This window comes from Rhodococcus sp. NPDC056516, assembly GCF_042794655.1.
Classification (GTDB): Bacteria; Actinomycetota; Actinomycetes; order Mycobacteriales; family Mycobacteriaceae; genus Rhodococcus_F.
This window is the reverse complement of the sequence record NZ_JBHTTG010000002.1, coordinates 149,089-175,890: the sequence shown is the minus strand read 5'-3', so window position 1 is coordinate 175,890 and position 26,802 is coordinate 149,089. Positions and strand designations below refer to the sequence as shown.

Below are 26,802 nucleotides of genomic sequence, written 5' to 3'. Positions count from 1 at the left end.
GAACCTGATTCAGACACCCCACTGAGCGATAACTTCTCGCAATCGTACAGCTATGGATGCCGCAGGCCCCGGTTCGATCATCTGGTTGTGTTCACAGTCGACTTCGACGACGCGGATGTCACCCGTCACGAACCGGCGCCATTCGGCCACATCGTGTCCGTTTTCGCTCGACCTTCCGGCGACGAAGAACTCGATGTCTCCGGCGTGAACCGGCGGTCGGTGCTGATTCGTCAACGCGACGGAGTGGGAGTAACCGCGACTGATCCGCGCTAGATGCTCCGCTTCGATCCCGATCCCGGCTCCCAGGGTCCGCTCCAGCAATTCCGCCGCTTCTTCGAAAGTCTCGACTGTCTTCGATCCCGCAGGCATCGCGAGCCCCGCCAGCAGTTCGGAGACCGAGAGTTCAGCGGGCTGATCGGAATCGGACGATGGATAGCTGTCGAGGATCGACAGCGTCACGTCACGTCCGCTCCGAGTGAGCCTGTGCGCCACGGCGTGTGCGATGACGCCGCCGAGCGACCAGCCGGCCAGATGGATCGGGCCGGTCGATGCCACCGCTGCAATGCGATTCGCGTAGTCGTCGGCGAGTTCGGTCAGCGAGTCGAAGCTGGGCCCGCCGCTCAGTGACGGTAGCTGCAGACCGTATACGGGTTGATCCAGCTCGAGATGCTTGACGAATTCCGCGTAGCCCCAGGACAATCCGATACCTGGATGAACGAAGAACAGTGGTGCACGATCGGATCCGGCGCGCAGCGTGATCATCGGGGCAAGCAGATCCGACGAGTCGTCCGGCGAGTGTGCGTCCATTCCGTCGGCCGCCCGGGCGACACCGGCAGGCGTCGGATTTAGGAACAGTGCCTGCAACGGCACCCGCATCCCGAGGCGCTTTTCGAGTTCGATGGTGATCCGGGTGGCCACGATCGACGTTCCTCCCAGTTCGAAGAAGTCGTCGTCCACGCCGATGTGTTCGTGACCGAGCACGGTCTCGAAGATGTCGACGACTGTTCGTTCGGTGCCGTTGGTCGGCGGTGCGTACGGAACCGTACGACGCTCGAAGCTCGGTGTCGGCAGTGCTTTGCGGTCCAGCTTGCCGACCGGCGTCACCGGTATGCGGTCGACGACAACGATCGCGCCGGGAACCATGTGCGCAGGTAGACGAGAAGACAGGTGGCGTCGAAGCTCCCAGTCATCGACGGTCTGTCCATCCACGGGCTGGATGTAGGAGGCGATCATCGTCTCCCCCGACGGCCCTTCGTGCCCGAGTGTCGCGGCGAAGTAGACGGAGGGGTGTGCCATCAGGACAGAGTCGATTTCGCCGAGCTCGATGCGGAATCCGCGGACCTTGATCTGGAAGTCGCTGCGGCCCAGGTATTCGAGGGTGCTGTCGGAGCGCCAGCGCACCAGGTCGCCCGTGCGGTACATCCGCTGGCCTGGTTCGCCGAAGGGATCGGCGACAAATCGGTCGGCGGTGAGGTCGGGACGATTGTGGTACCCGCGGGCGAGTCCGGGGCCGGTCACGTACAGCTCCCCGATGACTCCCACCGGCACGGGCTTGAGGTGCCCGTCGAGAACCAGGCCGGCAAAGCCGATGGCCGGACGGCCGATGTTGATGTCCTTGCCCGGTCGCATGGGTTCACTGACGCTGGCCTGGATCGTGGATTCGGTGGGTCCGTATCCGTTGAACATGCGACGGTCTCGGCCCCAGATGTCCACGAGTTCGGGTGGGCAGGCTTCGCCGCCGACGGCGAGCACGCGGAGTTCTGGCAGCGCGGAGCTTTCGATGGAGCTGAGCGCGGTCGGTGTGATGAACGCGTGTGAGACGTGTTCGTCGGCAAAGATTTCGGCCAACTCGGATCCGCCGAAGACGGTGGGTGGGATGACGACCAGGCAGGCTCCGCTGCCGAACGCCATCATGAGTTCGAAGACGGAGGCGTCGAAGCTCGGTGATGCCAGGTGCGAGATCCGCGAGTACGGCTGGACGTTGAATCTCTTGTGTTCTTCGGCGTTGAGGTTGGACAACCCGAGGTGGGTGACGATGACGCCCTTCGGCTTTCCGGTCGAACCCGAGGTGTAGATCAGGTACGCGGGATGCCCGTGATGCAGTGGGATCGTGCGGTCGCGATCGGTGATCGCGGCGACGCTCTGGCGCTCGATCTCGTCGACGGTCTCCGCTTCATCGAGGACCATCCACTCGACCGTGTCGGGAAGTTGACTGCGGTGAGCGTCGTCGGTGATGCCGAGTACGGCCCGCGAATCGTCGAGCATGTGGTTGATGCGGTCGTCGGGATAGTTCGGGTCGACGGGCAAGAATGCTGCCCCGGTCTTCGTGACCGCCCAGATGGCGACGATCTCCGCGGCGGACCGCGGCAGACCCAAGGCCACAAAATCTTCGGGTCCGACACCGCGCCGGCACAGCGCTCTCGCCAGCTTTGTCGATTCCTCGTCGAGTTCGCGGTAGGTCATCGACCTCTCACGACTCGAGAGGGCTGGTGCATCCGGGTTCGAGGCGACTGCTTCGGCGAGGATCTCCGGCCACACGCGCGCTCGAGTCGCGGCTGCACCGGATGCCGGCACCAGAGCGGCTGTTTCGTCGGCGGCGAGGATACCGATGTCGGCGATGCGTGTTGCCGGTTCACGTCCGACAGCGCCCAGGATCAGGCGAAGTCGGTCGGCAAACCGCCGAATGGTGCCGGGTTCGAACAGATCCGTCGCGAAGTCGAAGGCAGCGGACATCCCGGCAGGGGCGCCGGTCTCGTCGAACTTCTCGTCGACGATCAGCTCGAGGTCTTCCTTCGCGAATTTGGTTTCCACGGTCAGCCCGTCGATGTCGAGGCCGGGCAGGTGGAAGTGCGCGGGTTCGTTGTTCTGAAGTTCGAGGGCTACTTGGAACAGCGGCGAGTACGACGTGGATCTGGTCGGGTTGATCACGTCGACGAGCCGCTCGAAAGGTAGATCCGAGTTCTGGAATGCGGCCAGATCGATTTCGCGGATGTGTTCCACCAGTTCGGCAAACGTGATGTCGGGATCGACGCTGGTTCGCAGGACCAGCGTGTTGACGAACATTCCGACGAGGTGGTCGAGCGCTGCCTGACCGCGGCCGGCGATCGGGGTGCCGATGGTGACCTCGTCTGCGCCGGACAGCTTCGACATCAGCACGGCCAGTGCGCCGTGCAGTGCCATGAACATCGTGACGCCGTGGGACCTGGACAGGTCCGCGAGCGCGCGGTGAGTGTTCGCGTCGATGTCGAAGGTGAATCGGTCACCGTGGAAGGTCTGTTGCACGGGCCGCGGGTGGTCGGTGGGCAGAGCGATGACATCGTCGAGTCCGGCGAGTTGCTCACTCCAGTAGCGCAGTTGGCGGCTGATGACAGATTCCGGATCGTCTTCCGATCCGAGGACCTGACGCTGCCACAACGTGAAGTCCGCGTACTGCACTTCGAGTGGTGCCCACGTGGGCTCGGTTCCGGCCGTACGCGCCAGATAGGCCGCCATGACGTCGCGTGCGAGCGGCGCCATCGACGAACCGTCGGCGCAGATGTGGTGGACGACGACAAACAGAATGTGAACGGGTTCGTCGGTGTCGAGTCGGAAGAGTGCCACGCGCAGCGGTAGGTCGACCGACACGTCGAAGCCGGTGGTGGCGAGCCGTTGCATGCGCTCTGTGAGTTCGTGCTCCCCCAACGTCATTTCACGGACCGGAGGTATTGCCTCGTCGGCGGTGAGGACTTTCTGAATCGGATCGCCGCCGACGGCGGGGAACACGGTCCGCAGTGTTTCGTGGCGCTCGACGACGTCGGCGATCGCCTGTTGCATGGCGGCGACGTCGAGATCACCGGTAAGGCGCACTGCCAGTGGGATGTTGTAGGCGGCCGATCGTGTGTCGAATTGGTTGAGGAACCACATGCGCTTCTGCGCCAGTGACAGCGGGACGTTGCCGACGCGCTCCATGGGAGTGAGCGGCACTGTGCCGACGGCAGTGACGGCGTTGGAAAGCCGCTCGGCGAGCTGGGCGGTCGTGGGCGCTTCGAACAGCACGCGTACCCCGACGTCGATTTTCAGGGCGGAGTTTAGCCGCGAGACGACGCGAGTGGCGATCAGTGAGTTGCCGCCGAGTTCGAAGAAGTTGTCGTCCAGGCCTACTCGCTCGACGCCGAGTACATCGATGAACGCATCGGCTATCCGGCGTTCGAGGCTGGTACCGGGGGCCCGGAATTCCACGGCGGTTCCGGTGAACTCCGGGGTCGGCAACGCTTTTCGGTCGAGCTTGCCGACCGCGGTGCGGGGAAGCTCGTCGACGATCATGATGCTGGCCGGAACCATGTGCGACGGAACACGTCCGGCAAGGTGCGCGGTGATCTCGGCGCCCGTGAGCGTCGATCCTTCCTCGACTGTGAGGTAGGACGCGAGGACAGTCGCTCCGGCCGGTCCGTCGACGCCGAGTGTCACGCAGTTCGTGACAGTCGCCATTGCGGTGATCTGGGCGTCCACCTCACCGAGCTCGATGCGGAATCCGCGAATCTTGACCTGGAAGTCGCTGCGCCCGACGTATTCGATGGTGTGATCGCTTCGCCAGGAGACGATGTCACCGGTGCGGTACATCCGGTCACCCGGCTTGCCGAAGGGGTCGGCGACAAATCGCTCACTGGTCAGACCGGGACGGCGGTGGTATCCGCGAGCCAGGCCGATTCCGGCGATGTACAGCTCGCCGGGAGCTCCGACGGGTACCGGTTGCAGGCGCGAATCGAGGATCATCTCGTGCACACCGCGGATCGGGCCACCGATAGTGATGGGTGCGCCCACCGTCATGGGTTCGCTGATGTCTGCCATGACGGTTGTCTCGGTCGGGCCGTAGGCGTTGACGAATTCTCGTCCGGGAGCCCACAGACCGACGAGGTGCGGTGGCAGTGTCTCTCCCCCGACGACGACGTGCCGGAATTCGTCCAGGCCGGCCGGGTCGACGGTGGCGAGTGCCGCTGTGGTGACAAACGCATGAGTGACGTGTTCGCGACGGATCAGACTTGCCAGTTCGGCTCCGCCGTAGATGTCGGTCGGGACGATCACCATGGTTGCTCCGACACCGAATGCCTGCAGGTACTCGAAGATGGCTCCATCGAAGCTCGGGGTGGCGAAGTGCAGGGTCCGAGAGTGGTGATCGGCGTGGAATCGGCGTTGCTGATCGAGTGCGAAGCTGTCGAGTCCGGTGTGGGTGACGACCACTCCCTTGGGTCGTCCGGTGGATCCCGAGGTGTAGACCACGTAGGCGGCGTTGTCCATGGCCACCGGTGCGGGCCGTTCGTCCTGGGCGATCGGCAGTGTGCAACTGGTGGCGACGTCGTCGTCGAAGGCTTCTTCTCCGAGCACCAACCAGGACACGATCGGTGGCAATGTCTCGATGGCGTCGACGACGGTCAACCCGAACAGCACTTCGGAATCGCTGAGCATGTGTTCGATTCGGTCGGCCGGATAGGTGGGGTCGACGGGGACAAAAGCTGCGCCGGTCTTGGCGACCGCCCAGACCGCGAGAACCGATTCGATGGACCGTTCGATGCCGATGGCAACCGACGTTTCGGGTCCGGCGCCGCGGCGGATCATGGCTCTGGCCATCTGGTTCGAGCGCCGGTCGAGTTCGGCGTAGGTCATGGAGCGATTGCCGGACGAGAGCGCGATGCGGTCGGGATATGTGGCGGAAACGTCGGCGAGTATTTCCGGAAGCGTTCGAGCGGAGCGACCCGGGGATCCGAAGACCGGCGCAAGATCGCGGCTTTCGAACTCCGTGAGTACCTGCAGGCGAGCGAGCGGTTGATCCGGTGCCGAGGCCAGATGTTCGAGGACGATGCCGACGCGCTCGGTGATCTTCGCGACTTCGCGCGCCGAGAAGTGCGTGGGCAGGTACTCCATCTTCAAGTTGAGCGTGTGACTTTCCGACGCGACCACGGCGATCGGGTAGTGCGCCGAGTCGCGTCCGTCGATGCCGAGAACGTGCATACCCGCGATGTCGGTTTCGGCGGTCAGGGCTGCCTCGTCGACGGGATACGACTCGAACACCGTCAGTGTGTCGAAGGATCCGGCAGCGCCGACTGCTCCCGCGATGTCCGACAGGCCGATGTGGTGGTGGTCGAGCAGTGCCGCCTGCTCGGATTGGACGCGAATGGCCAGTTCCGCGAGGGTTTCTCGGGCGTCGAGGCGGACTCGCACCGGGACGGTGTTGATGAACAGGCCGACTATCGATTCCACGCCTGACACCTGGGGTGGGCGTCCTGAGACGGTTCCGCCGAAGACGACGTCGTCGCGGCCGAGGAGTTCGGCGAGCACGATTCCCCAGGCCACTTGGACCAGGGTCGCCATGGTCAGACCGCGGCTTCGCGCGAATGCCCGGAGAGTTTCGGCTCGTTCGGTCGGCAGTGAGTACGAGTGAATGTCACTCGCCACGGTTTCGGCGGCGGTGCTTGCCTGCGAGAGTTGGGTGGATGTGTCGACGCCTCGTAGCGCTTCCTGCCACGCCCGCAGCGAAATCTCGGGTTCCTGCTTCGAGATCCAGGTGAGGTAGTCGCGATACGACTGAACTCTGGGCAGAATCTCGGGGTCGCCGTCAGTTGCGTAGAGAGTGAGCAGGTCTCGAAGCAACAGCGGAGTGGACCAGCCGTCGAGCAGGATGTGATGGTTCGTCACGACGAAGCGTGCCGCGTCCGGTCCGTTTCGCACGAGCATGAACCGGATCAGTGGGGCTGTTTCCATGTCGAAACGCTCAGCGCGATCACTCTCGAGCAGCTGAGCGAACGCGAGTTCGCTGTCCTCGGCCCCGGACAGGTCGATTTCGGTCCAGCTGATCTCGACTCCGGACCGGATCACTTGCAGCGCCCGACCTCCTGGCGCGGAGACAAATCCCGCGCGCAGGCTCGGATGACGATCGACCAAGGCCTGCGCGGCGCGGCGCAGTCGCGGCGCTTCCACCCGTCCCCCGAGCTCGAGGGTCAGTTGCACCATGTACGGATCGATTTCCGTTTCGTCGAACTGGGCGTGGAAGAGCATGCCCGATTGCAGAGGTGACAGTGACCAGATGTCGGTCAGGTCGGGGAATCTGCGCTCGAGTTGCTCGATGCTCTGCTGGTCCGCGGTGACGAGATCGAGATCGGTGGGCGTGAGCTCACGCTCGGAGTGTTCGTCGACGTACGAACTCAGCGCGCCGAGTGCAGTGGCCCAGAGCTCCGCCAGTTCGGTGACTTCAGCCTCACTGAGGATGCCGCGGGGGAAGGACCAGGTAGCCCGCAGAATGGGACCGTGTGCGGTGTCGGTGGTGACGGCGTTGATGTCGAGTACCGACGCGGCAGCAAGCTCTCCGCTGTGCGCTTCGTCGAGGGTCACTTCGGAGATCGGCAGCCACGGCACTTCGCCGTGCTCGGGATCCGAGCCGGCAAATCGTCCGAGGTAGTTGAACGAGATCTGCGGTGTGGGCAACTCCCGCAGGTCTTCGTTTCGATCGAGGTACTTGAGCATGCCGAAACCGATTCCGTTGTCCGGAATGTCGAGCAGCGTTTCCTTCACGAGCTTCACGGCCGAGGCCGCGGTTGTTCCACCGGACAGAGCATCGACGACGTTGAGTCCGGTCAGGTCGATCCGCACGGGGAACAAGGTGGTGAACCAGCCGACCGTGCGCGAGAGGTCGGCACCCGGTGCGGCGTTCTCCTCGCGGCCGTGTCCTTCGAGGTTGAGAAGCACTTCACCGCTGCGCTGTCCGCGAGATCGACGCCAGGCGGTGACGGCAATCGCGAGAGCTGCGAGCAACCCGTCGTTGACCGAGCCCCCGAAATGTTGAGGCACCGTCGAGATGATGTTCTCGGTCACCGTGGTCGGAACGTCGACGCTGACGCGGTCGACAGTGGAACCGATGTCCACGGCGGGGTCGAGTCCGCGCGTTCCGAGCGGTGGCTCGTCGGCCCGCATTCTCGACCACAATTCGACCTCGTCACGTCGATTCGCGGCGGTCTCGGCGAGGGCTGTCGCCCAACGGCGTATCGACGTTCCGCCGGGCGGAAGCATCGGCGTTTCGCCGTCGAACGCCGAGGCGTAAGCGGTGACCAGGCCGGGGACGAGCATTCGCCAGGACACACCGTCGACCGCGAGGTGGTGAAGGACCAGGAGCAACCGGCCGGCCTCGGCCTGGTTGCCGTTCGCGCTGACGGGATCCAACCAGAGTGCGCTGATCATCTTTCCGTGTTCGGGATCGAGACGGCTGGATGCGTTCTGCATCGCGGCTTCCGCGGCGGCCACGAATTCTTCGCCGCTGGTGGACACGATGGGGGTTCGGCGCAGGACGTCGGAGGCGGCGACGGTGCCGGGTTCGCGGATCTCGAGTTGGTGTGTCGCGGTGTCCAGACGCGCCCGCAGTACGTCGTGACGATCGAGGATCGTTTGCAGTGCGCGCTCCAGCGCGGGTCCGGACACATCGGCTGGCAGTGCGATGAGCGCACTCTGGCTGTAACTGCGGATCGTGCTCAGGTCTCCGCGACTGCGTTCGACGAGCCACTCCATGATCGGAGTGAGCGGTAGGGTGCCGACTCCCCCGCCGGGTAGCTCCTCGAGAACTGGTGCAGCTGCCGCTGATTCGACGAGGAGGACCTTGGTGAGGCCGGCAACCGTCTTCGCTTCGAAGACGTCCCTGGGAGTGAAGATGAGGCCTGCGGACTTCGCCCGTGAGACGAGTTGGATCGACATGATCGAATCGCCGCCGAGACCGAAGAAGGAATCGTCCACTCCGATACTGCCCCGCCCCAGCACTTCCGCGAACAGGTCCGCGAGGACCGCCTCGGTAGCGGTGGCCGGTGCCCGCGTCGCCTCCGTTGTTCCCACGACGGCGAAGTCCGGTGCCGGGAGGCCGCGTCGGTCGAGCTTTCCGTTGACGGTCAGCGGCAGTGATTCGAGGACGACGATCGCGGTGGGCACCATGTACTCCGCGAGTTCGGCGGAGACGAAGTCGGTCACCGTCGCGGAATCGACGGCACTGCCTGTCTCGGCGACCACGTACCCGACGATCCGGGGTGAGGCGCCGTCGGTACGCACGAGCGCCACGGAGGCCGCGACGCCGGGGCAGCGGAGCATCGAGGCTTCGATCTCTCCGAGTTCGATGCGGAAACCACGCACCTTCACCTGGAAATCACTGCGGCCCACGTACTCCAACTGCCCCGCGTCGTTCCACCTCGCCAGGTCCCCGCTCCGATACATTCGATCCCCCGAACTACCGAATGGATCGGGAAGGAACCGTACCGAAGTCAATGCGGGTTTCCCGAGGTATCCCCGAGTCACCTGATCACCGGCGACGTACATTTCGCCGACAACACCTGGTGGTACCAGGTTCAGTCGCCGATCGAGTACGTAGACGGACAATCCTGGTACCGCGCGCCCGATGATGCTCGCCGACGCGTGCTCGCTGTCGTTGCGGTCGAGCGCGATTCGACTGACGTGCACTGTCGTCTCGGTGATCCCGTACATGTTGACCAGCGTCGGCGCCGTGTCGGCGCGCCGGTCATACCACTTGCGCAATTGGCCGAGATCGAGAGCTTCACCACCGAAGACGACGTAACGCAGGGCAAGGTCGGGGTCCGCGCCGCTGGGTGTGTACGCGCGGTCGGCCTCGGCGAGTTGGTAGAAGGCGGTGGGTGTTTGGTTCAGCACCGTCACTCGCTCACGGCGAAGCAGTTCGTGGAACATGTCGGGCGATCTGGTCGTGTAGTAGTCGACGACGACCAACCGGCCACCGTGCAGCAGCGGACCCCACAGTTCCCAGACGGAGAAGTCGAATGCGTACGAGTGGAACATCGTCCACACGTCCGAGTCGTCGAACCCGAACGTCGGGGACGTGTTGTCCATCAGAGTCAGGACGTTTCGATGGCTGACCTGGACACCTTTGGGGCGCCCTGTGGATCCGGAGGTATAGATGACGTACGCGACAGCGTCGGGCAGAAGTGGTGTCGTCCGGTCCGCGTCGGTGATGCGATGTGGCGCGGAGTGATCGAGGCGTACGGCGATCTCCGACGATCCGAGTTCGACGATGTCGATGCCGGATTCGATGATCTCCGACGGCAGATCGTTGCGGAAGTCTCCGGTCGTGACCAGGCACACCGGCCGCGCGTCGTCGAAGAGGAATCGCATCCGCTCCGCCGGATAGGTGATGTCGATCGGCAGGTATGCCGCGCCGGTCTTGATGACGGCGACAAGGGCGAGCACGAGGTCGGTCGTTCTGGGCATCGCAACGGCCACCACGGATTCCGGACCGATACCGCGACTGATCAGAAGCCGCGCCAGGCGGTTCGCGCGCCCGTCCAGTTCGGCGTACGTCATTGCGCCGTCGCTGTCGTTGACCGAGGTCGACGACGGATGCGCTGCAACAGCCTCGAAAAATCGGTCCGCGATGTTGTCGGCCGGAGCCGGTTCGGCGTGAGTGTTCCACTCGGTCAGCATCTGTCGACGCTCGTCGGCGCCGACGACGTCGATGTCGCCGGTAGGAGTCGACGGGTCTCGGGAGACCGCCTCGAGGAGGGTGATCAGCCGGTGTGAGAACGATTCGATCAAATCAGCGTCGAACAGGTCTGTGGCGTAGACGAATTCGGCGTCGATACCATCCGAATCTCCGTCCGCGTCGTACCGTTCGGTGACCGCGAGTTGGAGATCGAACTTGGCGACAGGAAGGTCGAACTCGACTCCCGAGACCGACAGCCCCGGCAGTTCGAGTTGCGGTAGTGCGTTGTTGCGGAACTCGATGAGTATCTGGAACAACGGAGTGTGTGACGTCGAGCGTTCCGGGTCGAGTGCGTCGACCAACCTTTCGAAGGGCAGGTCAGCGTGTTGGAACGCACCGAGATCACCTTCACGAACCTGGGCGAGTACGTCCTCGAACGATGCGTCGGGCGTGATCTGCGTTCGCAGCACAAGTGTGTTGACGAACATTCCGACCAGGTGATCGAGTTCGGCCTCTCCGCGGCCGGCGACGGGTGTACCGATGGCGATGTCCTCGGTTCCGGCCAGACGCGCTGCAAGCACCGCCAGCGCTGCATGCATGACCATGAACATCGTGCTGCCGTGCTCGCGTGCCAGGTCGGTCAGCGCTCGATGGATCTGCGGTGAGACAGCGAACCGGTGCACCGAGCCCGCCATGGAGGGCTTCGCCGGACGCGGGAACGACGTCGGCAGCGCGATCGGCTCACCGAGTCCCACGAGACGGTCTTTCCAGTAGTCGAGCTGACGGGTCAGGGCGGAGTCCGGATCTTCTTCGGAGCCGAGTACCTCGTGCTGCCACAACGCGAAGTCGCCGTACTGCACGGCCAGTTCCGACCAGCTCGGCGCGCTGCCGGCGCTGCGGGCCGCATAGGCCGCTGCCACGTCCACGGCCAGGGGGTTCATCGAGAACCCGTCGGCGACGATGTGGTGGACGACGATCACGAGCACGTGTCTGCGTGTGTCCCCGTCCACGCGTAGGACTGCGCAGCGGATGGGGACATCCGCCGAGGCGTCGAACCCTTCCGAGGCCAATTCGAGAATTCGATCGGAAACTTGTGCAGCAGCGACGATCTCCGGTTCCAGGATCGGGATGACCGCCTCGGCGGAGACAACCTGCTGTACCGGTTGTCCGTCGATCGAGGGGAACTTCGTCCGTAAGCTTTCGTGGCGGCCCAGTACGTCCGCTACCGCTGCCTGCAATGCGGCGAAGTCCAGATCGCCGTCGAGGCGCACGGCCAGGGGAACGTTGTAGGCCGGTGACGTCACGTCGAACTGGTTGAGGAACCACATCCGCTTCTGCGCCAGCGACACGGGCAGTGGGTCCGGGCGAGACCGTCGAGTCAACGGTGGTCGGGGGTTTTCGCCGCGGCCGACACTCTCGGCCAGACGCGAGAGCTGCCGAACTGTCGGAGACTCGAACAATCCTCGTACGCCGATGTCGGTGCCTAGGAGCGCGTTGACGCGGGCGATGACGCGCGTCGCGGTCAGTGAGTTTCCGCCGACGTCGAAGAAGTGGGTGTCGATACCGATCGGGGTCACTCCGAGCACGTCCTCGAAGACGCCCGCCACCAGTCGTTCCAACTCGGTGGTCGCTGCCGTGAACGTTTCGGCATCGGTGTCGAAGCGAGGCTTCGGGAGAGCAGCCCGATCGACCTTGCCGACGCCGGTGAGTGGCAGTTCGTCGAGCACGACGACGCTCGCGGGCACCATGTGTGCCGGAAGCACCTCTCGAGCCGCTGCCCGGATGTCCTCGGCGGTGACGGGGTGTTCGTCGTCGCAGACGACGTACGCCGCCAGAGCCTGCTCGTCCGACGGTCCGCGCACCGCCAGCGTGACCGCGTACTCGACGCCCGGCAGTTGACCCAGTGCAGTGTCGACCTCGCCGAGTTCGATGCGGAAACCGCGGATCTTGACCTGGAAGTCGCTGCGTCCGAGGTACTCGATGGTGCGATCACTGCGCCAGCGCACGACGTCGCCGGTGCGGTACATCCGCTCCCCCGGCTCGCCGTACGGGTTGGCGACAAATCGTTCGCTCGTCAGTGGTGAGCGCCCGTGATAGCCACGCGCGAGTCCGACTCCCGCCACGTACAGCTCCCCGGGAACACCGACAGATACCGGTTGGAGTCTGCGATCGAGGACAACTTCGCTGAATCCTCGGTTCGGCGGCCCGAGATAGACCTTGTCGCCGGCTGGTATGGGGTCACTGAGATTGCAGGAGATGGTGGTTTCGGTGGGACCGTAGACGTTGACGAACGATCTTCCCGGCGCCCAGGTGCGCACCAGGTCTGCCGAGGGGGCCTCGCCTCCCACTGTGATGGTGGTCAGTTCGTCGATTCCCTCGGGGTCCACCGACGTCAGCGCTGCGGGCGTGATGAACGCGTGGGTGACGTGTCCGTCCCGGAGAACGTCGGCAAGTTCGGTTCCTCCGTAGACGGTGGTGGGAGCTACGACCAATTCGCCGCCGACGGCGAAGGCGAGCAGATATTCGAGAACGGAGGCGTCGAAGCTCGGTGAGGCGAAGTGCAGTGCGCGCGAATTCTCCGTGAGACCGTAGCGATGGCGCTGTTCGTCGGCGAAGTTCTCGAGGCCGGTATGGGTGACGACGACGCCCTTGGGTCGGCCGGTCGAGCCCGAGGTGTAGATGAGGTAGGCGGTGTTCTCCAACCGCGGGGTTCCTCGGCGCTCGTCTTCGCGTAGCGGCGCCGTGGACACTCCGGAGAGCCGAGCGATGCTCGTCGGATCGTCGAGTTCGAGCCACTGCGTCGCACCAACTTCGCCGGGTCGGTGGGCTGCAGTGGTCAATCCGAGCGAGGATGCCGAGTCCTCGAGCATGAACGAGATCCGGTCACTCGGGTAGCGCGGATCGATCGGCACGAAGGCGGCGCCGGTCTTGGTGATCGCCCAGACGGCTGCCACGGATTCGAAGGAACGTTCCACACAGATCGCCACCCGTGAGTCCGGGCCGGCGCCTTCGGAGATCAGCACGCGTGCCCACTGATTCGAGGCCTCGTCCAGTTCTCGGTAGGTCATCTTTCTCTCACCACAGGACAGTGCGATTCGTTCGGGGAATCTGCTCGCCGTGTCCTCGAAGATGCGATCGAGTGTCCTGACTGAGCGCCCTTGCTTTCCTCGCGCGGGAACAAGTTGCTGCACTTCGGAATCCGGCATCAGACGCAATTTTGCCAGCGGAAGATCCGGTTGCGCAGTGATCAGTTCGAGGGTGCGGAGCAACCGGTCCGCGATCGCGTCGATGTCGTGATCGCCGAGGACTCCCGGGAAATACTCGAACTTGAGCCGCAAGCGTCCGTCTGCTGTGGAAGCGACGATCGCGAGCGGATAGTGCGCCGCGTCCTCGGCGTCGTGGACGTCGAGGACGTGCATTCCGGCGATGTCCGTGCCGGACGAGAGTCCACCGCGGTCGACGGGATACGACTCGAAGACGGTCAAGGTGTCGAATGATGCAGCACCCCCTACTGCCGATGTGATGTGGGAAAGACCCACGTGGTGGTGATCGGACAGCTGCGCCTGCTCGGTTTGGACACGAACACACAGTGCTGCCAAAGACTCTCGCGGGTCGAGGCGAACTCGCACGGGGACGGTGTTGATGAACAGGCCCACCATCGACTCGACGCCCGGAACCTGGGGTGGGCGTCCGGAGACCGTTCCGCCGAAGACGACGTCGTCGCGGCCGAGGAGTTCGGCGAGCACGATTCCCCAGGCCACCTGGATCAAGGATGCTGTCGTCAGACCGCGGGAGCGGACGAATCCGCGCAGGAGTTCCGTCTCACGTTCTCCGAGCGCGGTGGTGGTCGAGCGTGAGGTTGCACCGTCCTCGTCGACTGCGTGGGTTCCGGTGAGCAGTGTCGGATCGTCGAGTCCGCGAAGCGCTTCGTCCCAGGCCTCGATCGACTTGCTCTCGTCACGACTGCTGATCCAGCTCAGATAGTCCCGGTACGGATGCGCGCGCGGGATGGCGCTGTGATCACTGTCCGTGGCGTAGAGGGTGAGTAGATCGCGGACCAGCAGCGGCATCGACCATCCGTCGAGGAGGATGTGGTGGTTGGTCAGGATCAACCGGTATGCGTCGTCACCAGTACGCAGAAGCAGGAACCGCAGGAGGGGCGGTGTGTCCATGTCGAAGCCGCGCACACGATCCGCATGGAGGAGTTCGCGTATCTCGGTCGCCTGTTCGGTGGGAGCCAACGGGGAAATATCGATCTCGGTCCACGGCACATCCACGGCGGCGCTGATCACCTGCACCGATCTCCCACCGGTGTCGGTCGTGAACGCAGCGCGTAGGTTCTCGTGTCTGTCGAGCAGCGCCTGTGCGGCACGGTGCAACCGGGACGCGTCGACGCCGTCGAGTTCGAGTGTGAGTTGGACGGTGTACGCGTCCACGGTGTGTTCTGCGTAGCGGGCATGGAACAGCAGTCCGGATTGCAGCGGCGAGAGGGACCAGATGTCGGTCAGCGTCGGGAACTCGCGCTCGAGGCGATCGATGGACTCCTGGTCCAGGTCGACCAGGTCGATGTCCGACGGTGTTAGTCCACCGTGTTCGCTCTGCTCGGCGTATGTGGCCAGAGCACGCAATGCCTGTACCCAGAGTTCTGCGATGGCGCGCGCATCACCGTCCGCCAGCACGGCGGTGGGATAGGCGATAGTGGCGCCGATGTGCGGTGCACCCGAGATTTCGGTGGTGACGACATTGACGTCCAGTACCGAACCCACGGGCATGTCGGACTGAGCTGCCGCTTCCAGATCGACGTCACGGGCCAGTGCCCAGTCCCCCAGCGACTCTCCGGCTTCGGTGCCGGAAAAACGCCCCAGATAGTTGAACGAGATCTGCGGTTGGCGGAGGTCTTCGAGTACCGCTCGGCCTACCTCGTCGAGGTAACGCAGAACTCCGTACCCGATACCGCTGTCCGGAACACCCAGTAGCTCTTCCTTGACGCGCTTGAGCACCACCGCGGCGTCGGGGCCGCTGCTCATCACGTTCGCGATGTCGATGTCGGCGAGGTCGATCCGCATCGGGAAGACGCTCGTGAACCAGCCGACGGTGTGCAGCACATCCGCTCCGGGGACCACGTGAGCTTCGCGTCCGTGGCCCTCCATCGAGACGAGCACGTTGTCGGTTCGTATGCCCTGTGCCTGCCTCCACTGCGTCAGTGCCAGCGCGAGAGCAGCAACGAGACCGTCGTTGACGGATCCACCGAACAGCGCCGGAAGCGTGGTCAGGACTGTTTCGGACAGTTCGACGGGTACGTCGGCGACAACTCGGCCGACCGAATCGAACGTGTCGAGCCGCGGGTCCAGCGGCCGGGTTCCGATCAGCGGGTCGGCACCTTCGAGTATCGAACGCCACCTGGGCAATTCGACTCTTCGATCGGGCGCGATGTCACGGAGCGCGTACGACCACCGACGAACCGACGTTCCCGAGTACGAAGGCTCCGGTTCCTCGCCTGCATCGATGCGGTGGAAAGCCGACGCAAGTTCCGGTACGAGGACGCGCCAGGAGACACCGTCGACCGCGAGGTGGTGGATCACCAGGAGCAACCGGCCGGTGTTGTGCACGCCGGCCAGCCAGACGACACGGACCATCACACCCCGGCTGGGGTCTAGTTCTCGGCGTGCACCGCCCAGGGCGTCGACGATCGCCGCGTCGAACGCTGCGGTGCCCGGCTCGGCCTCCACTTCGAGTACCTGGCAGATGTCCTCGGCTGCAACAGATCCGGGCTCGTCGACGACGAGCCTGCGCTCGCCGTCGAGTTCGAGGCGCGCGCGAAGGATGTCGTGACGATCGAGTACGACTTGAAGCGCTGCGGTCAACTGCTCCACGCTGTGGAGCCCGTGCGGCGCATTGAGAAGGGTGGCCTGGGAGAACGAATCGAGCCCCTGGAGATCGGAGCCGAGCCGGTCGAGCCACCACTGAGCGACCGGCAACAAGGGCACGTGACCCACGCCGCCTCCGGGAAGTTCCTCGAGCACCTCGGGTTCGTCGTCCTTGGTCGACGCCAGCAATACCGCAAGACCGGCGACCGATTTCACCTCGAAGACGTCACGCGGGGTGAACACGAGTCCCGCGTCGCGGGCGCGGGCGACAAGCTGAATCGACATGATCGAATCGCCGCCCATCGAGAAGAACGAGTCGTCGACCCCCACCGATTCGACACCGAGGACGTCGACGAACAGGGCGGCCAGCGTGCGCTCGGTATCGGATTCGGCTGCCCGTGAGCGTGCCTGGGTTACCCGGAAGTCGGGAATCGGCAGTGCTCGACGATCGAGCTTTCCGTTGGCTGTCATCGGAAGTTCGTCGAGGACGACCACCACTGCGGGAACCATGTACGGGGCAAGAGCCGAACCCGCGAACGCGATGACGGCCTCGGGATCCACAGTCTGAGCGTCGCTCGCAGGCACTACGTATCCGACGATCCGTGCGGCGCCTCCGTCACGTTCGAGCGTCGTCACCACGGAATGTGCAACGCCGGGATAGCGAGCCAGAACTGCCTCGATCTCGCCGAGTTCGATGCGGAATCCGCGAATCTTGACCTGGAAATCGCCGCGGCCCTGATACTCGAGTTCTCCGTTCTTGTTCCACCGGGCGAGGTCGCCGGTGCGGTACATCCGCGTGCCGGCACCGCCCGTGGGATTGGGTACGAACCGTTCGGCGGTGGTGCCCGCGCGGTTGCGGTAGCCGCGGGCGAGTCCGTCGCCGCTGACGTACAACTCCCCCGTCACTCCGACCGGGACGCGGTGTAGGCGATTGTCGAGAACCCACGCGGTGATGCCTGTCGACGGCCGTCCGATGGTCACCCGATCGGTCGGTGACATCGGCTCGGTGATGCTGGCTACGACCGTCGATTCGGTCGGTCCGTAGGCATTGATCATGATCCGGTGATCACTGACCCAGGCGGCGACGAGATCGGGCGGGCAGACGTCGCCGCCGGTTCCGATGCAGACCAACTCGTCCAGTCCACTCGGATCGACCGTGGCAAGAGCGGCTGGGGTGATGAAGGCGTGCGTGACGTGTTGATCGGCGATCAGGCTCGTCAGTTCGGTTCCGCCGATGATGCTCGGTGGAGCGATGATCATCGTGGCCCCGGCACCGACCGCCATGAGGAGCTCGAGAATCGAGGCGTCGAAACTCGGTGAGCTGAAATGCAGCGTGCGGGAGGTCGACTCGACTCCGAATCGACTGCGCTCCTGCTCGGCGAGCGCCGAAAGCCCACGGTGAGTGACCATGACGCCTTTGGGGACGCCGGTGGAACCGGAGGTGTAGATGACATAGGCCGGATTGTCGACAGACGCGGTTCCCAGCAGTTCCGAAGCCTCTATCCGGTGATCACCGGTCTGTTCGAGGGTCGCGAGGATCTCGGCCTGATCGAGCAGAATCGCGTCCGCCTCGTTCGGGACGACACCGGCATGCTCGGCGGTGGTGAGAACGACGGCCGATCCCGAGTCGTTGATCATGTGGTGCACACGATCGACGGGATACGCCGGGTCGACGGGTACGAACGCGGCGCCGGTCCGAGCAACCGCCCAGATCGCCACCACGGATTCCAGTGAGCGCGGCAATGCCAGAGCGACAACGGATTCCGGGCCGGCCCCGCGGCTGATCAACAGTCTCGCGAGCCGGTTGGCGCGGCGGTCGAGTTCGGAGTACGTCAGATGTCGGTCGCCGAAAACCAGCGCGGTTCTCTGCGGTTCGCCAATGTACCTCCGCTCGAGCAACGTCGAGAAGTGAACCTGCTCGGGAAGTTCCGGTGCGACGGTGCGGATCGTGTCGAGATCGCTCACGAGATCGATGTCGCCGACCGGTGTGTGCGGCGACTCCGTCACGGCATCCAGAATACGAATCAGATACCGAGCAAAACCGTCGACAGTCGCCTCGTCGAACAGCGCTCTCGCGTAGGTGAATCCGGCCTCGATGCCCGCCGGCTGACCGTCCTCGTCGTAAGTCTCGGCCAGAGTGAGCTGCAGATCGAAATTCGAGACGGTGGATTCGAGTTCGAGGACTTCGACGTCGAGATCCGTTAGACGAACAACTGGTCGAGTGGTGTTCTTGAACTCGAGCATCACCTGGAACAGCGGTGAATGTGACGTCGACCGCTCCGGAGCGAGCGCATCGACGACGCGCTCGAAGGGAACGTCTGCGTGAGCGAAGGCGTCGAGGTCGGTGCTGCGAACCCTGGCCAGGAGATCGGTGAAGGAGGCCGAGGGGTCCACGTCGGCGCGCAGGACCAATGTTCCGACGAACATGCCGACCATCGGATCGAGCAGGGCATTTCCGCGCCCGGCGATCGGTGAGCCGATCGTTATGTCTTCCATGCCGGACAATCTGGCCAAGAGCGTTGCGTAGGCGGCGTGAATCGCCATGAACATACTGCTTCGGTGTTCGATCGCGGTTTCGCTCAGACGACGGTGGATGCTGGCATCGATATCGAACCGGACGACGCCGCCCGAGAGATCCTGCACACGCGGACGCGGACGATCTGCAGGAAGCGCGAGAAGCTCGGGCACACTTGCCAGCTGACGTGTCCAGTACTCGAGCTGACCGGCGAGCGTACTGTCCGGTTCGTCGATCCGACCGAGCGCCCGTTCCTGCCAGATCGCGAAGTCCGCGTACTGGACCGGGAGAGGAGCCCAGTCGGGGGTCTCACCTCGATGTCTGGCCGAATACGCGCTCATCACGTCGAACGCCAACGGTGCCATCGAGAATCCGTCGGCGCAGATGTGATGGACGACCACAGCCAGGACGTGATCTTCGGCGTCGACCTCGATCAGTTCGGCCCGGATCGGCGGGGCCTGCGTGACGTCGAAGCCCGTCGAGGTGACGCGCTCGATCTCCGTGAGTACCGCTTCGGCGTCTGCGCCGACCACCGGCATCGTGCCCAACGCTTCACCGGGTTCCACGATCACCTGCGCCGGTACTCCCTCGATCATGGGAAACAGCGTGCGCAGCGATTCGTGGCGATCGAGCACGTCGGTGATCGCGCTCTTTAACACGGCAACGTCCACACGGCCTCTCAGCCTGATCGCTATGGCGACGTTGTATGCCGCGGACGTGACGTCGAATTGATTGACGAACCACATGCGCTTCTGTGCCAGCGACAGCGGAATCGACTGTGGCCTCGGCAACGCCTCGAGCGGAAGGACGGCCGGTCCCCCTCGCGCCGTGGCGCACTCGACCGCCAACTGAGCAACGGTCGGCGCGTCGAACAACTCTCTGATCGACAAGTTCAGCGACAGCGAATCGTTCACTCGCGCCACTGCGCGTGCAGCGACGAGGCTGTTTCCGCCGATCTCGAAGAAATTGTCGTGAACACCGACTGCCCCGGATTCCAGAAGCTCCTCGAAGATCGCCGCCAACTGCGCTTCGAGCGGTGTTCGCGGCGCCAGATACGTCTGCGAGCTGTCGAAGCTGGGCGCGGGCAGAGCCTTCCGATCAAGCTTGCCGGTCGAACCGAGAGGGAACACGTCGAGGGCGATGACCACCGCGGGAACCATGTAGGCCGGAAGGAGACCTCTCAACTCGGTGCGTAGGCCGTCCGTGTCGATCGAAGTGCCGGTCTCGGCGATGACGTAGCCGACCAAACTGTCACCGACCACGTCGTCGTGATGGACGAGAGCAGCAGCTTGCGCGACACCGGGCAGCCTGAGCAACGCTGCTTCGACCTCGGCGAGTTCGATGCGCTGCCCGCGGATCTTGACCTGGAAATCGCGTCGACCGACATAGTCGAGCAGCCCGTCGGCGCGCCACCGGACGACATCACCGGTTCGGTACATCCGGGTGCCAGACGGGCCGTACGGATCTGCAACGAATCTGTCGGCGGTGAGGTCACTACGCCCGAGGTATCCGCGCGCCAGTTGCACTCCCGCCAGATACAACTCGCCGTGCACGCCGACCGGGACGGGGTGCAGCCTTCCGTCGAGGACATAGAGCTGGGTGTTCCACACGGGCGCACCGATGGGAACGGTGACGGTCATGTCTGGGGTGAATTCGGCGGCGCTCACGTCGACGGCCGCTTCCGTGGGTCCGTACAGATTGAACAACCCTGCAGGACTCAGACGAGTGAACGCCTCCGCTGTGGTGGGCGCAAGAGCTTCACCACTGCAGAACACCTGGCGCAAGCTCGCGCACTGCTCGGGAGACGCGACGGCGACGAATTCCGCGAGCATCGACGGTACGAAGTGCGCCGTCGTGACTCCCTTTTCGGCGATCAGCGCCGACAGGTATCCAGGATCACGGTGCCCCTCCGGTTCCACGATCACCAACTGCGCGCCGGTCTGCAGGGGCCAGAAGAGTTCCCACACCGAAACGTCGAATGTCACCGGAGTCTTGTGCAGCACCACGTCCGACGCGTGAAGTGGATACGCGTCCTGCATCCACAGTAGGCGATTGACGATCGAACGGTGCGATACGGCAACACCTTTCGGTCGACCGGTCGATCCCGACGTGAAGATCACGTATGCAGCATTGTCCGGACGGAGGGGTCCGACCCGATCAGCGTCCGTGATCGGCGCCGTCGTGGACACCGGATGATCCACATCGACGTCGACGATCGGCACCTCTGCGGGAAGGGCGCCGCGGTCCTGGGGTCGGCTCAGCACGCAGATCGGTTCCGCGATGTCGAAGACGTAGGCAATGCGCTCGGCAGGATGATCGGGGTCCACCGGGACATATGCCGCACCGGCACGGATCACGGCGTGGACGGCGATCAGCAGTTCGGCCGACCGGCGAATCGACACCGCGACGCGCATGTCCGGGCCGACGCCGCGGCCGATGAGGGTTCTGGCAAGTTCGCTCACCCTCGCATCGAACTCCGCATACGTCAGCGTCCGCTCACCGAAGATCAGCGCGGCCCGCTCGGGTGTCCGGGCTGCCTGCTCCGCCGCCAGGTCGGCCAGGGTGGTGATCGGTACGGCGTGCTCGGTGGCATTCCAACGCTCGAGGACCAGTTCCACCTCGCCCGGGGCTGTGAGGTCGACGTCGCCGACGACGGATTCCGGGTCGGCAGCTACCGCGTCGAGGAGCATCGTGAAGCGATCGGCGAGGCCCGACATGGTGTCCGAGTCGAACAGTTGGCTGGCGTAGTTCAACTGGCCGTCGAGATGGTCGCCGCGGTCGGTCAGAATGACCTGAAGATCGAACTTTGCTGCACCCGTGGAGAGTTCGTCAACCATGACGTCGAGGTCGGGCAAGGTGACTTCGGTGGGAGCGGCGCCCTGCATCACCAGCATGACCTGGAACAGCGGCGCCTGGTTGTCTGCGAGGGACTCGACGAGTACGTCGTACGGCACTTCGGTGTGCTGCAAGGCCGCCACGTCGACGTCGCGCACACGGGTGAGAACTTCGCCGAAGGTGAGTCCCCCGTCGAGAACCGTCCTCAGCACCACCGTGTTGACGAACATTCCGACGACGTCGTCGAGGGCTCGCTCGCTACGCCCGGCCACCGGGGTGCCGATCGTGATGTCGTTCGCTCCACATTCTCGGCTGAGCAGGACGGCCAGCGCGGCGTGGATCACCATGAAGACGCTGACATCGCTGCGCGCCGCGATCTCGCCGACCCGGCGGTACGTCGCGGAGTCGATGCGGAAATCGAGATCGTGACCGCGCAGCGAGACACCGGCCGGCCGCGGATGATCCATCGGCAGTTCCGCAAGCTCGCCGCGTTCGGTGAGCGTGTGCGACCAGAACCGCAACTGCTCGGCGAGTATCGAATCCGGGTCGGACGCTTCGCCGAGCGCTCCGCGTTGCCATTCGCTGAAATCGCCGTACTGCACTTCCAGTGGCAGCCACGCCGGTACACGTCCGCTCGCCCTCGAGGCGTACGCGACCATCACGTCACGGGCCAGCGGGGCCATCGACAGGCCGTCTGCGGCGATGTGGTGCACGACGAGGACCAAGGTGTGTTCGAGTTCGTTCACTTCGAGCAGAGTCGCGCGGATCGGCACCGATACGCTGACGTCGAATCCCGTTCGCGCCAGTTCGCTCGCCCGTACGGAAGCCGCTGCGGCAGGAACGGTTTCCACCTCGAGGTGATCGAACATCTCGTCCACACCGAGAACGTGCTGTACCGGACCGCGAGCGCTCTCGGGGAAAACGGTCCGCAAGACCTCATGCCGGACGATCACGTCCCGCAGGGCGGTGAACAGGGCATCGACGTCGAGAGCGCCGGTCATTCTCACCGCGATCGGGATGTTGTACGCCGGTGAGTTCGGATCGAGTTGATTGGTCAGCCACATTCGTTGCTGCGCCAGAGATACCGGTATCCGATCGGGGCGATCGATACGCGTCAGTGCAGGCGCGCGCGTATTCCGCGAGTCCGCCAGGTCGGCGCGTGCAGCCAGAGCGGAGACTGTCGGTGCCTCGAAGAGGTCGAGAACGCTCAGCGTCGTCCCGAGCGCTCCGTTGACCCGGGACACGACGCGAGTAGCGATCAGCGAGTCACCGCCGAGGTCGAAGAAGCTGTCGTCCGCTCCCGCCCGGGTGATGCCGAGCAGATCGCAGAACACCGCCGAAATCCGCTTCTCGGTCGAGGTCTCGGGTGCACGGTATTCGGCCGAGCCGCCCGCCGAATCGATGTCCGGCAACGCCTTCCTGTCGATCTTTCCGGCCGGAGTCAAGGGAATGGAATCGAGTACGACGATCCGCGACGGAACCATGTGAGCTGCCAACGAGGATCCGGCGTGGGCGATCAACTCGGAGTTGTCGATGTGTGTACCCGCAGCCGCCGTGACGTACGCCGCCAACAGTGTTTCCCCGCTCGGGCCCGCAACTCCGGCGGCGACGGCCTGGGCGACGCTCGGATGGCGGCGCAGTACGTCGTCGATCTCACCGAGTTCGACGCGGAAACCGCGGATCTTGATCTGGAAGTCGCTGCGGCCGAGGTACTCGAGTTCACCGGCGCCGTTCCACCTCGCGAGGTCTCCGGTGCGGTACATACGTTCTCCCGCAACACCGTTGGGGTCGGCAACAAATCGTTCGGCCGTGATCGTGGCACGCGCGTGGTACCCGCGCGCCAGACCGATACCGCTCACGTAGAGCTCGCCGGCGACACCGATGGGCACCGGTTGAAGCCGTGAGTCCAAGAGGACGGCCGCGGCGCCGCGCATCGGCTTTCCGATGGTGACGGGAACATCGCTGCTCAGCGGTCCGGTCAGGGTGGCGACGACGGTGGTTTCGGTCGGTCCGTACGCGTTGAACATCGAGCGTCCGTGTGACCACTGATCGACCAGTGCGGGCGAGCAGGCGTCGCCGCCGGTCACGATCACGCGAAGATCCGGCAGGCCGGCGGGATCGACGGTTGCGAGCGCGGCCGGGGTGACGAAGGCATGTGTCACCCGGCCGACGCGCATCACCTGGGCCAGTTCGTCGCCGCCGTACACCGTCGGTGGCGCGATCACCATCGTTGCTGCGCCGCCGAAGGCAAGGAGAAGTTCGAGGACCGAAGCGTCGAAGCTCGGCGAAGAGAAATGCAGTGTGCGGTCTCCCGGTTCGACTCCGAACCGGTCTCGCTCCTCGTCGGCGAAGCTGCTCAGCCCGCGGTGGCTGACCACCACGCCTTTGGGAACACCGGTCGAGCCGGAGGTGTAGATCAGGTACGCCGGATCGTCGTAGTGCACGCGTGAATGACGTTCGGCATCGTCAACCGGTGCATCCGAGCAGTCGGCGTTCAATTCGTCGAGAAGAAGCCAATCCACCGAGTCGGCGAGCCCGCCGTGGTGCTCCCCCACGCTGATTCCGACAACAGCTCCCGAATCGGTGAGCATGTGCCGAATACGGTCCTCGGGGTAGTGCGGATCTATCGGGAGAAAAGCTCCGCCGGCCTTGGCTACCGCCCACGTCGCGGTCACGGATTCGATCGACCTCGACAATGCCAGGGCGACGTAGGTGCCGGGGCCAACCCCGCGGGCGATCAATTCGCGGGCGAGCTTGTTCGACTCGGCGTCGAGTTCCCGGTAGCTCACCTCACGATCGCCGAACACGAGCGCTGGGGCATCGGGGTTTACAGCTGCGGCTCGGCGGAGGAGGTCGGGGAGGGTCAGCGGGTCGGACGCAACCTCTCCCCGTGCCGGTACCAGGGACTCACGTTCCAACTCGTCGAGGAGATCGAGGTCTCCGATCGGCGTTTGCGGGGCTGCGGCTGCGCCGGAGAGGACCCACACCAGTCTCGAGAGGAAACCTCGGACCGTGGATTCGGCGTAGTGCTGTGCGGAGTACGCCACCTCGAGGGCATTGGCCTCCGCGTGGACCTCGATCGCCACGTCGAGGCCGGCTATCGTCGTCTCCCGCGATCCGTCGTTGAGACGGACGTGCAGCGCGGGCAGCTCGGGGACACCTGTCGCCGATCGAACCAGCAACGTATCGTGTTCTTGCGCAAGAGAACCCACGAATTCATCGAACGGTGCTGCCGGATCGACCTCGCAGCGTAGGGGCAAGGTCCCCAACTCGGTCCTCGTCCCGATCAACACGTCCCGGCGCTCGGTCGATCTCGACAGCAATGCAGCAAATGCCGCATGGACAACGGCAAAGAGCGAGACACCTTCCGAGCGTGCGAGTTCGGCGACCGCGGGATCGAGCGGGAGGCTCAGTCGATTCGTACCGGTCGGCTCCGATTCGGCGTCGATTCGCCCGAGATCCAGTGTCTCGAGGCCCAGTGTCGAGCCCTCGTCGGCGTCCCCCAGGTATCTCGCCCAGAACCGCTCGTGTTCCCTCCGCTGTGCACTGCGTGCTCCAGCCTCGGCACTTGCCGGATGAATCCGGTTCATCGGCGTACCGGCGGGCGCTGCTGTCAGTTCAGCGACCAACTCGGTGAAGGCTCGGTGGTGATCAGCCAGTTCGTCGTGATCGTAGCGATTGGGGTTGCCACGAAAATCGATCAACGTCTGGGCCGGATCGCCGCTCTGGTACACGTTGACCAGGAGATCTTCGACCGGCCCCGACGTGACGATGTGGAACTCGCCGGTCAGTGATCCCAGCGTGATCTCCTGCCGGAAAAGCATCACATTCATCATCGGACCGGACAGACGCGCGTCGCCGACCGCCAGGCCTGCATCACGCCGGATGTCCTCGAGACTGCACCGCTGATGACGAAGCGCACCGAGAAGTTCGAGTTGAACCCGCCCGACCAGATCGTCGACGCTTTCGCCGGGGTCGACGTGGATGTGAAGCGGCGCGACGTTGACCAGCATGCCGCCCGACCGTTGCAGCGGCGCCGTGGTCCTGGCCGAGACCGGCAGGTTGATCAGAACGTCGTCGTAGCCGGTGTTGCGGGACAAATAGCACGCCAGTGCCGAAATCAGCACCGCCGCCGCAGTGGCACCGGAACGTGTATTCCACTCGTCCAACGCGGCAAGACTGTTCGGCGACATCGCGGCGCTGACGAGTTCACTGTGCGCAGTCGGCGGTCCCTCCCGCGTGGCCAACGTAGAACCGTGTTCGACGCCGGACACGCGCTGGGCCCAGTATTCGCGGTCGGCGTCGAATCGGCTTGATTCACGGTACTTCTGGTCGAGTTCGGACAGTGTCGTGACGTCGAGCGCCTTGTTCACCGCAGGCTCCCGGCCCTCGACTGCTGCGGTGTAGATCGCGGCAATTCGATTCACTATCGTCATTCCGCTGTATCCGTCGAGAGCAACGTGGTGAATTCTGGTGTACCACAAGTAGTCTCGATCGCCAGTTTGGAGAATTGTCATCTCGACGAGACGATCACGCGTCAAGTCGAGCGTCGTCGCGTAATCGTTGTCCATCCACTCCGACGCAGCCTGCCGAGGGTTCTCACGCTCGCGGAAGTCGAAGTAGTCGATACCCGGATCGATCGTGAAGTCCACGATCTGGCACGGTTCCCCGTCCGGGTACATCAACCGCAGAAATGGCGATTCGAACTCGTGGGCGGCCTCCACCGCAGCGCGGCTGAGCAGCTGCATGTCCAGGTCGCCGTGGAATTCGATGTACTGCGCGATGAAATACGGAACCGTCGGGTGAAGTTGCTGCGCGAACCACATGCTGCGCTGGACGGCCGAGAGAGGAAATGCCCCGGCCGGCAGACTCCGTGATCCGGTCAGCGGATCGATCCTCTTGTCGGTATCCATCACGACCACCCCCACACAGCGTTACCGCGATCAGCGGTGCCACGATCGGCGTGGTCACGATCAGCGCTGGGAACTGTGGTTCGGGGATTGAAGAGAAACATCGCACCGCCTCGATATCGAGTGGAAACCATGTGGCGATCCTGCGAGAGCGCAGCCGAAGGTCATCGACCTCGACGAAGGGTCGCTTCGAAGTCCGAACCTCCCCGAAGGTCCGAACTC

Annotated in this window: 1 protein-coding gene; it reads right to left on the bottom strand. The window is 64.3% G+C overall.

The genetic code is table 11. The features are described from left to right. Positions 1–9: 9 nt before the first annotated feature. Positions 10–26,583: a non-ribosomal peptide synthase/polyketide synthase gene (locus ACFQ6Y_RS05870; protein WP_378630109.1), complete on the bottom strand. Its 26,574-nt coding sequence runs from the start codon at positions 26,581–26,583 to the stop codon at positions 10–12. Positions 26,584–26,802 lie beyond the last annotated feature (219 nt).